This window comes from Bacillus cereus G9842, assembly GCF_000021305.1.
GTDB lineage: Bacteria > Bacillota > Bacilli > Bacillales > Bacillaceae_G > Bacillus_A > Bacillus_A thuringiensis_S.
Genome location: NC_011772.1, coordinates 1261001 through 1275007, shown reverse-complemented (window position 1 = coordinate 1275007; position 14007 = coordinate 1261001). Strand labels below are relative to the sequence as shown.

The window sequence follows — 14007 nt, the reverse complement described above, 5'->3', positions numbered from 1 at the left end:
ACTTACTTTTTCGGTTCTGCTTTTTGGCCAAACTCTTTTTCCCATTTTTCTAAAATTTTGTCACGATTTTCTGCTGCCCATTTAAAGTCATTCTTTTTATATAATTTTTCAGTAACATCTTTCGGGAATCCCTCTGGAAGTTTATAGTCATTTTTAATTGTCGCAAATCCATTTTTCTCAAAGTATAACTTCATTACATCATCAGTAATTGCCCAATCTAAAAATGCTTGCGCTAATTTATCATTTTTCGCATTATCTTTCTTAATAAGTGCGTTCGCTTCTACTTCCCATCCTAATCCTTCTTTCGGCAGTACAACTTCAACTGGGGCACCTTTTTGTTTTTCTTTTAAAGCACTATAAACCATTGATACACCGACTGGATATTCACCTGCTCCTGCTAATTTTGCTGGTTTTGATCCTGAATGCGTATAACTTGCCATATTATCATGAAGTTTCTTCATGTAATCCCAGCCTTTATCTTCACCCATGATTTGTAGCCATGCAGAAACTGTTAAAAACCCTGTTCCAGATGATGCTGGATGTGGCATAACAAGTGTTCCTTTATACTCTGGTTTCGTTAAATCTTCATATGATTCTGGCATCGGTAAATTTTTCTTCTTTAATTCTTCTTTATTTACAGCAATCCCCGTCATAAATGCAGTATTTCCTACCCATTTTTCAGGTTGCTTATCATCTTTAAATTGCGGAAGAACACGATCTGTTCCTTTTGGAGAGTATCCTTTTAACATATCTTTTTTATCTAAAGCTAATAGACTTGATGCCGCAGTTCCCCATACAACATCTGCTTGTGTATTTTTCCCTTCAGCTAGCAATTTCGCAGTAATAACTCCTGTTGAATCACGTACAATGTTTAATTTCACATCAGGATATTTCTTTTTAAAGGAATCAAGATAAATTGGTACAAGCTCTTCTTCAATTGCTGTGTAAACAGTTAATGATCCAGATAATTTTTCATCTTTCACTTTCGCTCCAGCACTTTCTTCCTTCTTTGCACCACACCCCATTAATAACGAAAATACCATTCCAGTCGCTACAGCTTTAAAGATTGTTTTTTTCACTGTTTCTCTCTCCTTTTACAAATCTTATGTACAACTCAAATATAAACAACTAGTGTAAAAGCAGTATTAAACCAACATTAATCTTTTGTTTGTTGTTTGTTTTTGTGTAATACGTTGCTACTTCTATGTTTTTTCGCATTTTTCTGCTAATAGAAAACACTAAATTTACAAATAATTAAAAAAACCTTTATAATCCCACAAAAAAATGAGGCGTTTGTAAAAACGCCTCATTTTTGTTTCCCTTTTTTTGAATTACGATTAGCATACTTTGCGCTATTTTCTCCTTCATACTCTAATGCAAATTCTGCATCTGGTAAGCTTTCTTTCGGAGTTTTATTATTATTGATTGCCGCATTTTGTTTTACTTTTCTTTTTACCAATACATTCACCTGCTCTCAAGAAATCACTTTCTACTCTAGTTTGAAACAATTTAAAATAATTATTACTGGCAAGTGTTAACAAGTACATAAGAGGCGTTCGATGGAAATACTACGTATGAAGAAATCATTATAAAAAGGAGCGATGATTTTGAAGAAAAAAGAAAAGATTCAATCACCAATTTTAGACGAAACGCTCCCGCATCAAATGAATTTTCCATCTTTTAAAGGAACAGGAAAAACGATGCAACAACCTTTTGTGAATCCATATGATGTTGTAATTGGAGACAGTAAATATAATTCCGAGAACAGTCCACTTAACAATTGGAGTGATGAAGTAGATCCTGCCATTATGGCTGGTGATGAGTGGATCCATCCTACAAATGATATTGGGTGGATTTCAGAAGAAAATCAAGAGTTGCTAAAAAACGAATCAGATAATAAAAATGAAGCTTTTATGCATCCACAATTTGGCATTAACGACTAAAAAACCATTCTACCTAACATAGGTAGAATGGTTTCATACTATCCAATAATAATCCGTTCTTTCGGGTATTTATAGCGAGGTGGTTGTTCCCTTCCACCACTAGCTAAAATAAATGTTAAAATACCAACGCGTCCGATAAACATAAGCACAATGAGTACAAGCTTCCCAATAGTTGTTAAATCAGGCGTAACACCTGTTGATAGTCCTGTCGTTCCGAAAGCAGAACAAACCTCAACAATTAAGCTCATAAGCGGTACATTTTCCGTAATAGATAAAACGAATAGCGCAGTAGCACATAACAAAATCCCCATCGTCATAACGACAGATGCTTTCAGTACATCCTCTTCATGTAACTGACGTTTGAAGACTCTAACTGTTCTACCGCCCCTTGCAAAGGTGTATAGTGACAATATACTAACAGCAAATGTTGTTGTACGTATTCCGCCCCCAACCGAACTTGGAGATGCCCCTATAAACATTAATATACTCATAAATAAAAGCGTCGGTTGTGACAATTCACGTATATCCATTGTAGCCAGTCCACCACTTCGCGTCGTCACAGATTGGAATAATGTATAGAAAACTGTTTCATGCCATGACTTTCCTGCTAAAAACTGATTTCGTTCTAGTAGAAAAATCATAATTGTTCCAACGATAACGAGTGCAAAAAATGTCGTTGTCGTCAATTTTGTAAATAACGAAAAGCGGAATAGTTGCTGTCGCCTTTTACTAAAGAATTGTTTTACTTCCATTAACACCGGGAAGCCAATCGCTCCTAAAATAATAAGCAACATATGAATCATTTGCACAATATAATCTTTTTTGTACGGAATTAGTGATTGTCCAGTTAAATCAAATCCTCCGTTCGTAGTTGCACTAACAGCGGCAAAGAAACCGTGGAAATAAGCTTCTTGCCAAGTTGGAAAATAAAGTAGAAATCTTGTACCTAATAGTATTGCTCCAATAAGTTCTATCGAAATAATTACAATTAAAATAGAACGCATCAATTCTACAAGGCCTGATAAATTCCCTTGATTATGATCTGCCATAATGAGTCTTCTTCTCTGCAAACCGATTTTTTTCCCCGTTATAATCCAAACAAACGTACCAAGTGCCATAATCCCTAAGCCGCCTAATTGTAAAATAAGGGCTAACATAATAATTCCTGCCGTAGTAAATGTATCTGAAATCGTAACAACAGACAGTCCCGTAACACTTACCGCACTAACAGATGTAAAGAGGGCATCTATAAATGTCCATTTCACACCAGCCTTCGTAACAAACGGGAAACTAAGCAATATTACCGATACAACTACCGCTAATAAATAAAACAAAACGATGAGTTGTACAGGACGTAATTTTTGTAAAAACTTTTTTATATCTCTCATTCCATCACTTCGCTACCTTTTTTCTATCGATTAAATAAAGAAAAATCTTTACTTTCTTTATTTGTAAATAACTGCTCAAATAATTTGGCAAAGACCATTCCATATACAGTTCCATTACCTCCATACGGCAATGCGTAAAACAAATTATGTATCTTTTCGTCTTCTTTTAAAATGGGGAGACCATCATGAGTACCACCAAATGCGGCTGCCCAATAGTAGTCTGCCTGTATATTTTTATACTGCGGGAACAGTTCTTTTACAATATTAATAAGGATATCACGCTTATGCAATAATTTCGTATCACCGATTGTTTGAATTTGTATCGCTTCATCTAATCCGCCTACAATAATGCGGTTTCGATACGTTCGAAAATATAAGTAGGGCCGTGCCGTTTCCCAAATTAACGATCGCTCATGCCAGCCTTCAAACTGATTTATTTCATTTGTTACAATTGCATAAGAAGTTTCTACTGTTGTATTCTTTTCTTTCTTTCCAAAAAGCGCTTCATAACCTGTCGCCATAATAATATTCTTTGCTACAATTTGATTTCCTGTTTTCGTGTAACAAATTAAATCATTTTGGTGTTTTTTTATATGTATTGCCTCTGTATGTTTATATATATTAGCTCCCATTTGGTTTGCTTTATGCAAAAAACTATGCGCTAGTAAATACGGATTCACCTCAGCATCACCTTGCATATATAACGCTGCTTGTTTTGCAAAAGAATAACGTTTCTTAATATCAGCTTCTGTAAAATATTCAACTGGAAATCCATAATTCTGTAACGTATTATATTCCTCTTGTAAAAATGAGACATCCTCACTTTTACTTGCATAATATAAACTATTTCGCGGAATAAAATGGGGATCAATATCAAGAGTCGGTATAACCTCTTCCATTGTTCTTAGCGCTTCATAACAAAGCTTATATGCTCGTACCCCTTTTTCTTTACCAAATGTATGAATAAGAGAAGTTAACGATTTATCATGAAGAAATTGTAGTAAACCTGTATTAGCAGCTGTGCTACCACACGCAATTGCTCTTTTTTCAATAAGTGTAACACTCATACCAATTTTCGCTAACGAATGCGCTATATGAGCACCTGCTTCGCCACTTCCGACTACAAGTACATCACATATCATATCACTTTCTAACGGTGGATAACAAGGTACAGAAACTCCTGTATTCCAAAACAACTTACCGGTCATAAGTTTCATAATCATACTCCTAAAATATAAATTTCTCCTTTCTATGTTTTGTTATTTTCCATAAAAAAATCCAACTAACATAGGCTAGTTGGATTTTTTTATTTTTAATTAGAACGCTCTTCAAGCCAATTTCCAATCGTCGGATATGTTTGTTTTACAGCTGTTCCACCGTAAACAATAGACATATGCCCTGTCGGTAAACATACATATTGTTTATCTGTGCTAGAAATATGGTCTAGTAACGCTTCTACTTGACATGGCAAAGCGATATGATCACGTTTCCCGGAAATATTTAAGACATTCGCCTTAATATTTGCAAGGTCTACCTTTTGTCCGCGAATAACAAGTTCACCCTTAACCAGTTTATTATTTTGATAAAAATCACGAATCCACTGTCTGTATGATTCACCTGGGAACGGAATACCATCACCAACCCACTTTTGAACCAATCTCCAGCTTTCGACGAAGCGCTCATTCTCTGAACGATCTACTAAAGCAACATATGGACCAACAAAGTTCGTAATTGGTTTTAACATTTTGTTTCCGAAATCAATCATTTCTGGCGGAATATTTCCAAATGTATCAACCGCTTTATCTAAATTGAAGTATTTCTCATCTAATAAAGGACCATACAATCCTGTTTCAGAGAAATCAAAAGGACTTGTCATGAAAATTAAATTACGAATTGGCATGTGCGGATGAAGTGCTGCATAAATGGAAGTTAGCGTTCCACCCATGCAATAACCAAGTAAAGAAATCTCGTCCGCTTTTGCAGTTCGCATTACTTTTTTTACTGCTTTTGCAATATAATCAAACACGAAATCATCAAATTTCAAATGACTATCTTCTAAACCAAATGTGCCCCAATCAAGCATATACACATCAAAACCACGATCCACTAGATATTCCACTAAACTATTTCCAGGAGTTAAATCCATAATATATGGTTTATTAATAAGAGCATATATTAACAAAATTGGAACTCTTTGTGTTTTTTCTTGTTTTGGAATGTAGCGATAAAGCTTCGTCTTATTCTTCGTCCAAATAACCTCTTTCGGCGTTAATCCTACTTGCGGCTCTGGTTCACGTAATAAAATTTCACTCGCCCTTTTCACTCGGCGGTATGCTTTTCGGTACTCTTCTGGGTATAGCTCTAATTGCTTTTCCCATTCTGTTGCGAATGTAGTCATTTTCCTATCTCCTTTTTGGTCGATTTCCTTCTAAAAAAAGAAGTGCATTCCTGCTATGGATATGCACTTTTTTCTTACTTCATTACATATATAATCCGCCGTTAATGTTTAATTGCTGACCTGTGATATACGCACCGTCACGGCATAGGTATACTACACCTTTTGCAATTTCATCAGCTTGACCAAAACGTTTTTTCGGGATTTTTGCAACGATTTTTTGACGTACTTCTTCTGGTACTTCTGCTACCATTTCAGTATCAATAAATCCAGGGCAAATTGCATTTACAGTGACATTTGTTTTTGCAAGTTCTAATGCTAATGATTTTGTAAATCCTAACATACCCGCTTTTGCTGCTGAGTAGTTTGTTTGGCCAAATCCACCTGCTTGGCCAATAATAGAAGAAATGCTAATAATTCTTCCTTCTTCCGCTTCCGTTATGTATGGAAGAACCGCGCTTGTCGTATTAAATACGCTACTTAAATTCACGTCAATTACGCGCTCCCAATCTTCACGATTTAACTTTTTGAATGTACGATCTCTTGTAATACCAGCATTATTAACAAGAATATCAACTTTACCAAAATGATTCACAGCTTCTTCTACAAGTCGGTTTGCATCTTCTACTTTAGAAACATCCGCTTGCACTGCATAAACGTCATGTCCATCTTTTCCTAGTTCATTTACTAAATTTTCAGCTGCTTCTTTACTGCTATTATAGTTAATAACTACTTTCGCTCCCTCTTGTGCTAATGCTACTGTAATTGCTTTTCCAATCCCTTTTGCTCCACCTGTTACGATTGCTACTTTGCCATTTAATTGAACCATTTCTTTTCCCCCTTAAATGAATTTGTGAACGATTGTTATGAATCATTTTGGTACTCATACTGTAGAGTCCCTATATAATTATGTTTCGCCGTTTACACGTGAAAGAGATTCTCCCTCTCTCTTTTACCTGTTATAAACAAGCGCTTTTATCATTTTTTATTTTCCGGCTTATTCGCAGGCTTTATCTCTTCTTTTACAGGTACTTGTAGTTTAGCTAGTACTGCATTTTGCTTTTCTAGCAATTCTAAAATTTGATCTACTTTTGTTTCAAGCGTACGAATATCTTGTTTCACTTTCGTCACATCACGCTTTAATGTAGGAGCTTGTCCTAAAGAATCTACTTTCTCCTCTAGAAACTCCTCAATGTTATCTACTTTATTTTCTAAGTTAATAACAAGCGTAGCCACTCTTGCGATATCCTCTTTCGTCGGCACATTTACTTGTTCTAAATAGTTTTTTGTCGTATCATTTAATGCTTTTTGATAAAACAAATTCAAATCTAGAACGCTGCCCATCCAAGCAGAATATTCTTCTGTTTTAATTGTTTCATTGAGCGCTTTTCCCCAAAATGTTTCGGTTTGTTCATAAGCATTTTTCCATGCTTGTAGTGGATCGAATTTTTGATCAATCACTTTACCTACACTCCCTTTTTCGTTTTTGAAACAATTCAACCTATTCACTATTTTCTAATATTCTGAATAAAACTTCAAGTCTATATTTTATTTTTTTCTATTTTCTAACAAATGTGTTGACTTTAAAAACAGATAGGTGTAAATTGCACTTATAAGCAAAAAATTCCATCTAACTGATTCATGAGGTGATGCACAATCATGCTACAAAATGAACCAGAACAACGCGAAAGTTTGGAGAACAACCAAGCGAAACAACCAAACTCCATGCCAAAAAACTTCTTAGTTCCCTTCTTACTTCTCTGTCTAAAAGACTGGAGTCTTCATGGTTACAAACTTATTCAAATGCTAATGGATATCGGCTTTTCTTCTGTTGACCAAGGTAATGTTTATAGAACACTACGCAAATTAGAAAAAGAAAACCTTATTTCTTCTACTTGGGATACAAGCGATGGAGGGCCGGCAAAAAGAATTTATTCTTTAACTGAATATGGAGAGCAATATTTAACAACATGTGCGACTTCTTTTGAACATTATCAAAATATGTTGCGAACGTTTTTCACGTTATACACCAATGCATTCTTTCCATTTTCTACTTCTCCAGAAAAGGATGAAAAGGATTCTTCATCTTCACCTGGTGGTACAGCAGAGTAATCTGCGTTCACAATATGCAAAAAAACATTTGGGGGTCAAACAATGGAAACTAAACCATACGAATTAGTCGATGCATTTTGGAAAAACTGGTCTCAATCACTTTCCCTTTTCTCTTCAGCTGGGAAACAATTAGAGCAACTTACTTTAGAAACATTAAAACAACAACAAGACGCTTTGCATAAATTAACATCAGGAGTAGATGAACTAGAAAAAGAACTACAACAACTCACTGCTCAGTTCAATAACCAATATACAGATTACGTGAAACAATTAACTGGAAACTCCTTAAATGATCAAATTAACGAGTGGCAAGACAAGTGGAAGGAACTTTCTGCTCATATGCAGCAACTTACTGTTTCTCCTACAAAAACATCTTTGTCAATCCTTACACAAACAAGCGGTCAATTTGAAGAAACAACAAAACAATTTATTGAGCAACAACAATTACAACGTGAAGAGGCTCAAAAACAGTTAGAGGGTTTTTTGGAAGAGTTCAAGTCAAAACAGTTGGAACTCGCAAAAAAGTTCGAGGAAAATTCAAAAAATCTATTTACTTCCATCAAGTAAGAAAAATGTGGGAGCTAACTGCAGCACAAACAAAACTCTTTCTTCCTCCTACTACATCAAGATGGCTAGCATTTTTCGATATGGAAAAGAAGGAGGACAAAATGAATCCATTTCAAGAAGCACAAACTGTTCCGGAGCTTCGTTATGATGAGATTCAAGTCGGTGATCAAGCATCCCTTACAAAAACAATTACGGATGAAGATGTTATCAATTTTGCAAAATTGACTGGAGATGTGAATCCTATTCATATTTTAGATTCTTTTGCAAAAACAACAATGTTTAAAGAACGTATTGCTCACGGTATGCTCGTTTCGAGTTTTATTTCTACCATCCTTGGAACGAAACTCCCAGGCAAAAATACGATTTATTTATCCCAAAATGTTTCATTCCGTGCCCCTGTCAAAATCGGTGATACACTTCGTGTTGTGGCAGAGGTTATTAAGAAGCGTGACGATAAAAAAATCATTACGTTGCAAACAAACATATATAATCAATCAGATGATATTGTCGTGGAAGGAACGGCGACAATACTAAAAAAAGAGTAGCAAATTTGCTACTCTTTTTTCTATCCAAGAACTTCTAATCGCACCGATTACTTCCGCGTATGACTACGTCATTTCCACATAAAATAACGTTACCAGTTTAGATAAGAACTTAGCTGAACTGGACTACTCATAAGGATGTGTATCAACATGGTAAAAACAAACAAATTATTAGTTCCAGGTGCAGAGCAAGCGCTTGAACAATTTAAATATGAGATTGCACAAGAATTTGGTGTAAGCTTAGGGTCTAATACAGCATCTCGTTCTAACGGTTCAGTTGGCGGTGAAGTAACAAAACGTCTTGTTGCTTTAGCACAACAACAATTACGTGGATAATAATATAACATATGGCTTAGAGGCAGATATTCTCTGCCTCTTTCTATTTTCAACATACATAATAGTGCTTTTTCACATACTAATCAAAGCAAAATGAAAGGAGCGATATGTGAAATGAAACGGATTAATATTAGCATGAGCCCTCCCCGCGTTCTTACTTTATCTTTTCTTCTATTATCAGTTGTCGGCACATGCTTATTAAAACTGCCCATTGCTACGACAACGTCCATTTCATGGCTCGATGCCTTATTTACAACCGTTTCCGCTTGTACTGTTACTGGGCTTGGTGTTGTAGATACCGGAAAAATGTTTACTTTATTTGGACAATGTGTCATTTTAGCGCTTATACAAGTTGGCGGGCTTGGCATTATGAGCTTTGCTGTCTTAATTGCGATTATGCTCGGAAGAAAAATCGGTCTTCAAAACCGTATTTTATTACAACAAGCATTAAATCAAACGAATATCGGCGGCGTCATCCGTCTTGCCAAATCGTTATTTTTATTCTCTTTTACAGTCGAATGTATCGCTACTTTAATTCTTTCTTTTGAGTGGGTACCAAAATATGGGGTTACCAAAGGGATCTATTATAGTTTTTTCCATTCAATCTCAGCCTTTAACAATGCTGGTTTTTCTGTGTGGAGCGATAATTTAATGTCCCATTCTCATAGCATTCTTGTCAATTTCGTCATTTCCTCTCTCATCATTTTAGGTGGAATAGGTTTTACAGTAATCGTAGACATAAAAAGAAAGAAAAACTTTAAAAACCTTACACTACATTCAAAACTTATGCTTTCTTCTACTCTAATCGTCAACATTATTGCTACCCTTTTTATTTTTATATTCGAGTTCCATAACTCCCTTTCTATGAGAGGTTTTACCCCATTTGAAGAAGGAATAGCCTCTTATTTTCAAGCAATTTCGACGCGAACTGCCGGGTTTAATACAGTTGATATTTCTACATTGTCAAAACCTTCCCTCCTATTAATGATGCTCCTTATGTTTATTGGTGCTGGTAGCGCTTCAACGGGTGGTGGGATTAAGTTAACAACATTTTTAATCATATTTTTTGGCGTATTTAAATTTCTACAAGAACAAGAGGATATTGTCGTATTTAAAAAATCCATTAAAGATACTCTCATTGTCAAATCATTAACTATTACTATTATTTCCATTTCATTTATCTTTTTTGCTATTTTAATTTTGAGTATTACTGAGCGAGTTCCTCTATTGATGAGTGCTTTCGAAGTATTTTCAGCATTTGGGACTGTTGGCCTCAGTATGAACTTAACACCCCACTTAACTATAATCGGAAAAGCTATTATTATCTTTATGATGTTTTTTGGGAAAATGGGTCCTTTAACATTGGCTTTTTCATTTGCTCGTAAAAAGAACCGGAAAATAAAATATCCGAATGAAGATATTTTAACAGGTTGACAACCGTAGAAATTATCCATATAATGAGAATACAATAGCATATCTCCAAAGGGGAGTAGCGTCCAAGAAAATTTCTTGGAAACAAAGTCGTCATTACGTAGAACTTAGTTCTTCCGGCTTTGTTGGCATTTTCATTACATATGTCTAGCAAGACCTTTGCCTATTAACGGCAGAGGTCTTTTTTGTATTCACTTCCAGATTCTTCCAAAGTTAATAGGCAGGAGTATGGGGAAACTAAATAGTGGGGAAATTCTTCACTTATTTAGAACTTATAGAAATGAGAGGAGAATGTACATGGATGTATCATTATTATTGGAGTATGGTTGGGTATTACTCATCCTAATTGCACTTGAAGGAATTTTAGCGGCTGATAACGCTCTTGTTCTTGCAATTATGGTAAAACATTTACCAGAAGAAAAACGAAAGAAAGCACTATTTTATGGATTAGCGGGGGCATTTGTTTTCCGATTCGGATCGTTATTTATGATTTCGTTCTTAGTCGATGTATGGCAAGTGCAAGCAATCGGTGCCATCTACCTTATGTTTATCGCTGGTAATCACTTATTTAAAACGTATGTTAAAAAGAATACGGATGAAGAAACTGAAGAAAAAGAAGCAAAGAAAAAACAAGAGAACTTTTGGTGGACTGTATTTAAAGTTGAGGTTGCTGATATCGCCTTCGCAGTTGATTCAATTTTAGCTGCTGTTGCACTAGCAATGACTTTACCAAAAACAGGATTAGGTACAATTGGTAGTCTTGATACTGGGCAATTCGTTGTTATCTTTGTGGGTGGACTTATCGGATTAATCATTATGCGATTTGCAGCAACTGCTTTCGTACAAATCTTAAAACGTAAACCAGGACTTGAAACTGCAGCATTCTTAATTGTAGGTTGGGTTGGTGTAAAGCTAGCAGTTTATACATTAGCACACCCTGCATTAAATGTAATTCCACATTCATTCCCAGAATCCACTCCGTGGAAGCTTACATTCTGGATTGTATTAGTCGGAATCGCAGTTGGTGGTTGGTTCTTCTCAAAAGAAGTAGAAGTAAAAGTAGAAAAGAATTTAGACGAAAAAGCGCTGTAATTACAGCGCTTTTTCTTTTTGCTTTCTTCCTCTCAATATCCAGAAAAAATTCCATTATACTATCTTTTGTAAACGTTTTCTAAATATATGTATGTCCTTTTTGTGAAACATTGCACAAACTTATTGAAAGTGAGAACAATTCCATGTACTTTATTCATATAAGGAGTATTTATAGAAGATTTACTAAAGGAGCGTATTACTCATGCTAGAACAAGGACTAGATTATGTTGTCAAACTGGCTAAAAGCAAAAAGAAAATGCTAGATACAAACCCAATGCAATATTTCATTCGTGCTGCACTTGCGGGTATTTATATCGGTTTTATTATTGTACTATGTTTTAAATTAGGTAATTTTTTTCACATTGCAGATTCACCAGCAACTTATTTAGCTGCTTCTATGTTTTTCGGGATTGCTCTCGTACTTATTATATATGGCGGTGCTGAATTGTTTACTGGAAACACAATGTACTTTACTGTAGCAACTTTAAGAAAGGAAACAACGATTTCTGATACACTGCGTAACTGGGTTGCTTGTTACGCAGGTAACTTAGGTGGCGCGTTATTCTTTGCCTTACTATTTTACGCAACTGGAATTTTTGAAGCAATTGATCACGGTCACTTAATGAGTAAAGTCGTTGAAGGAAAGATGAACACACCTACAATGCAGTTATTCTTTAAAGCCATTTTATGTAACTGGCTCGTATGTCTTGCTTGCTTCTTACCTTCTCAGGTCAAAGGTGACACAGCAAAAATAATGGTCATGATGCTACTTGTTTTCACATTCTTCTTATCTGGTTACGAACATAGTATTGCAAACTTATCACTCTTTGCTTTATCTTTAGTTTCACCACATCCTGAGACAATTTCTTTTTCAGGTGCTATTCATAACTTAATTCCTGTTACAATCGGTAACATTATTGGCGGATCAGTATTTGTCGGTATGGTATACCACTACTTAACTAAGAAAACACCTGACGTTCAACAGGAAGAAACTGAAATCGCAGCAGCTCAACAAGAAGAGATTATTCCTTTACAAGCACATATGAAACATTAAAAACTCCAAAGTTTTACTTTGGAGTTTTTAGCTTCCCACATATTTAACAACAAGGTAAGGATTAATTTCTCCTTCTTCCTTTCCCTTATCCAATCTTTGTTTCATCTTATGCATACCGATGATATCATTCGTATGAAGGTGAATTTCATTTACATATAACCCTTCTGTACAAAAGGCTTCTACAAAATCTAGTCCACTTTTTTCTCCCCATCCCATATTAAAATCAAGGGAAAGAATATTCACACCATAATCCCGAACCATTTGTAAGGTACATTCTACTGTAGTTGCCGGCACATACCCGAACGGACAACTTCTTTGATCATCCATATATACGTTCATTTTCTATTCCCTCTCTACTTTGAATATGCGACCAATACATAACATATTGCCCCAAGGCTAATAAAAGGACCAAATGGAATGGGCTTTCGTACTTCTATACGCTTTAATACGATCCCAATCCCGAAAAAACAAAGACTAAAACAAGATGCTAAAAATAAAATGATAAAAACTCCCTTCACTCCTACTATAAACCCAAGCAACGAAAGTAGTTTTATATCTCCACCGCCAAGCCCTTCTGGATATATCTTTTGCATGCAATATAACAAAATGAATATAACACCACTACCAACTATACTATCTGTCCAAGTAACTAATTGTACAAAAACACTTTCGAGAATGAGTAAAACGGCAAATGAAATTAAAATACAATCAGGAATTAACATATATAAGTAATCTGTAAGTGAAATAATAAGAAGTAGCGAAAAAAGGGATAAAATGATAATAAGCTCTCGTTCTATTCCAATCATATACACGGTAAGAAGAAATATACTTCCTGTTATACATTCAAATGCTACATACATAATCGGAATTTGCCTCTTACAATTCGTACAACAGCCTCTTTGTATATAAAATGAAATGATGGGGATTAGTTCTTTTGGCCTTAGCACATATTTACAATAATGACAATGTGAACGCGGGGTAATGATAGACTCCCCTAATGGAACCCTCATCGCAACTAACATAAAAAAAGACCCAAACACCATTCCTGCTAACAGTGCATATAAATAAGTGAACATCCCTTCCTCTCCTTTCCCAAAAAACATAGCAAAAAAAGGAGAGAACTTCTACTTCATATTATCCATTATTC

General features: G+C 35.2%; 17 protein-coding genes and 1 riboswitch. Of the genes, 8 read left to right on the top strand and 9 right to left on the bottom strand.

The window, feature by feature from the left end; all coding sequences use genetic code 11:
• Window positions 1–2: 2 nt before the first annotated feature.
• Window positions 3–1079, bottom strand: a complete 1077-nt coding sequence (locus tag BCG9842_RS06365) for a putative 2-aminoethylphosphonate ABC transporter substrate-binding protein (protein WP_000750915.1) — start codon at window positions 1077–1079, stop codon at window positions 3–5.
• A gap of 227 nt (window positions 1080–1306) precedes the next feature.
• Window positions 1307–1459, bottom strand: a complete 153-nt coding sequence (locus BCG9842_RS31235; RefSeq protein WP_000240799.1) for a hypothetical protein — start codon at window positions 1457–1459, stop codon at window positions 1307–1309.
• A 148-nt stretch (window positions 1460–1607) separates the two neighbouring features.
• Between BCG9842_RS31235 and BCG9842_RS06355 the strand changes: the two genes are divergently transcribed.
• Window positions 1608–1943 carry a DUF3905 domain-containing protein gene (locus BCG9842_RS06355; protein WP_000726020.1) on the top strand — a complete coding sequence of 112 codons (336 nt, stop codon included), beginning with the start codon at window positions 1608–1610 and terminating at the stop codon, window positions 1941–1943.
• 38 nt (window positions 1944–1981) lie between these two features.
• Here BCG9842_RS06355 and BCG9842_RS06350 read toward each other — a convergent pair whose 3' ends face one another.
• From BCG9842_RS06350 to phaR, 5 genes are all read right to left on the bottom strand, one after another.
• Window positions 1982–3331 carry a TrkH family potassium uptake protein gene (locus BCG9842_RS06350; RefSeq protein WP_001204689.1) on the bottom strand — a complete coding sequence of 450 codons (1350 nt, stop codon included), beginning with the start codon at window positions 3329–3331 and terminating at the stop codon, window positions 1982–1984.
• Window positions 3332–3354: 23 nt separating this feature from the next.
• Window positions 3355–4548 (bottom strand): NAD(P)/FAD-dependent oxidoreductase, encoded by a 1194-nt coding sequence (locus BCG9842_RS06345; protein ID WP_000772568.1) that lies wholly within the window; start codon window positions 4546–4548, stop codon window positions 3355–3357.
• Between the two features lie 95 nt (window positions 4549–4643).
• Window positions 4644–5729 carry a class III poly(R)-hydroxyalkanoic acid synthase subunit PhaC gene (gene phaC / locus BCG9842_RS06340; protein ID WP_000206331.1) on the bottom strand — a complete coding sequence of 362 codons (1086 nt, stop codon included), beginning with the start codon at window positions 5727–5729 and terminating at the stop codon, window positions 4644–4646.
• An 82-nt stretch (window positions 5730–5811) separates the two neighbouring features.
• The gene (locus BCG9842_RS06335) at window positions 5812–6555 is read right to left on the bottom strand and encodes an acetoacetyl-CoA reductase (RefSeq protein ID WP_000250407.1); all 744 of its coding nucleotides are present in this window, start codon (window positions 6553–6555) and stop codon (window positions 5812–5814) included.
• Window positions 6556–6704: 149 nt separating this feature from the next.
• Window positions 6705–7187, bottom strand: a complete 483-nt coding sequence (gene phaR, locus BCG9842_RS06330; protein WP_000566941.1) for a polyhydroxyalkanoic acid synthase subunit PhaR — start codon at window positions 7185–7187, stop codon at window positions 6705–6707.
• 198 nt (window positions 7188–7385) lie between these two features.
• Here phaR and phaQ point away from each other — a divergent pair, with 198 nt between their 5' ends.
• The 7 genes from phaQ (at window position 7386) to BCG9842_RS06295 (ending at window position 12860) form a co-directional block, all read left to right on the top strand.
• Window positions 7386–7838, top strand: coding sequence for a poly-beta-hydroxybutyrate-responsive repressor (gene phaQ, locus BCG9842_RS06325; protein ID WP_000939954.1), 453 nt, complete (start codon window positions 7386–7388; stop codon window positions 7836–7838).
• 42 nt (window positions 7839–7880) lie between these two features.
• Complete coding sequence (gene phaP, locus BCG9842_RS06320; RefSeq protein WP_000448596.1) at window positions 7881–8405, top strand: polyhydroxyalkanoic acid inclusion protein PhaP; 525 nt, start codon at window positions 7881–7883, stop codon at window positions 8403–8405.
• Between the two features lie 101 nt (window positions 8406–8506).
• Entirely contained in the window at window positions 8507–8950 is a 444-nt protein-coding gene (locus BCG9842_RS06315; protein WP_001067916.1) for a MaoC family dehydratase, read from the top strand.
• Window positions 8951–9097: 147 nt separating this feature from the next.
• Window positions 9098–9283 carry an alpha/beta-type small acid-soluble spore protein gene (locus BCG9842_RS06310; RefSeq protein WP_000241212.1) on the top strand — a complete coding sequence of 62 codons (186 nt, stop codon included), beginning with the start codon at window positions 9098–9100 and terminating at the stop codon, window positions 9281–9283.
• A 114-nt stretch (window positions 9284–9397) separates the two neighbouring features.
• Window positions 9398–10717 carry a TrkH family potassium uptake protein gene (locus BCG9842_RS06305; RefSeq protein ID WP_000822358.1) on the top strand — a complete coding sequence of 440 codons (1320 nt, stop codon included), beginning with the start codon at window positions 9398–9400 and terminating at the stop codon, window positions 10715–10717.
• Window positions 10718–10755: 38 nt separating this feature from the next.
• A riboswitch (yybP-ykoY riboswitch) is annotated at window positions 10756–10921 on the top strand.
• Window positions 10922–11011: 90 nt separating this feature from the next.
• A complete protein-coding gene (locus BCG9842_RS06300) occupies window positions 11012–11806 on the top strand; it encodes a TerC family protein (protein ID WP_000383326.1) in 795 nt (264 codons plus the stop codon).
• 202 nt (window positions 11807–12008) lie between these two features.
• Entirely contained in the window at window positions 12009–12860 is an 852-nt protein-coding gene (locus BCG9842_RS06295; RefSeq protein ID WP_000893035.1) for a formate/nitrite transporter family protein, read from the top strand.
• A gap of 27 nt (window positions 12861–12887) precedes the next feature.
• Here BCG9842_RS06295 and BCG9842_RS06290 read toward each other — a convergent pair whose 3' ends face one another.
• Window positions 12888–13199: a cyclic-phosphate processing receiver domain-containing protein gene (locus BCG9842_RS06290; RefSeq protein WP_001103767.1), complete on the bottom strand. Its 312-nt coding sequence runs from the start codon at window positions 13197–13199 to the stop codon at window positions 12888–12890.
• A 14-nt stretch (window positions 13200–13213) separates the two neighbouring features.
• On the bottom strand, window positions 13214–13936 hold the full coding sequence (locus BCG9842_RS06285; RefSeq protein ID WP_000495721.1) for a prepilin peptidase: 723 nt from the start codon (window positions 13934–13936) through the stop codon (window positions 13214–13216).
• Window positions 13937–14007 lie beyond the last annotated feature (71 nt).

Coding starts and splice junctions, on each gene's coding strand:
- BCG9842_RS06350 (WP_001204689.1), bottom strand. CDS start 3,331: ATGAGAGATATAAAAAAGTTTTTACAAAAATTACGTCCTGTACAACTC.
- BCG9842_RS06345 (WP_000772568.1), bottom strand. CDS start 4,548: ATGAAACTTATGACCGGTAAGTTGTTTTGGAATACAGGAGTTTCTGTA.
- phaC (WP_000206331.1), bottom strand. CDS start 5,729: ATGACTACATTCGCAACAGAATGGGAAAAGCAATTAGAGCTATACCCA.
- BCG9842_RS06335 (WP_000250407.1), bottom strand. CDS start 6,555: ATGGTTCAATTAAATGGCAAAGTAGCAATCGTAACAGGTGGAGCAAAA.
- phaQ (WP_000939954.1), top strand. CDS start 7,386: ATGCTACAAAATGAACCAGAACAACGCGAAAGTTTGGAGAACAACCAA.
- phaP (WP_000448596.1), top strand. CDS start 7,881: ATGGAAACTAAACCATACGAATTAGTCGATGCATTTTGGAAAAACTGG.
- BCG9842_RS06315 (WP_001067916.1), top strand. CDS start 8,507: ATGAATCCATTTCAAGAAGCACAAACTGTTCCGGAGCTTCGTTATGAT.
- BCG9842_RS06310 (WP_000241212.1), top strand. CDS start 9,098: ATGGTAAAAACAAACAAATTATTAGTTCCAGGTGCAGAGCAAGCGCTT.
- BCG9842_RS06305 (WP_000822358.1), top strand. CDS start 9,398: ATGAAACGGATTAATATTAGCATGAGCCCTCCCCGCGTTCTTACTTTA.
- BCG9842_RS06300 (WP_000383326.1), top strand. CDS start 11,012: ATGGATGTATCATTATTATTGGAGTATGGTTGGGTATTACTCATCCTA.
- BCG9842_RS06295 (WP_000893035.1), top strand. CDS start 12,009: ATGCTAGAACAAGGACTAGATTATGTTGTCAAACTGGCTAAAAGCAAA.
- BCG9842_RS06290 (WP_001103767.1), bottom strand. CDS start 13,199: ATGAACGTATATATGGATGATCAAAGAAGTTGTCCGTTCGGGTATGTG.
- BCG9842_RS06285 (WP_000495721.1), bottom strand. CDS start 13,936: ATGTTCACTTATTTATATGCACTGTTAGCAGGAATGGTGTTTGGGTCT.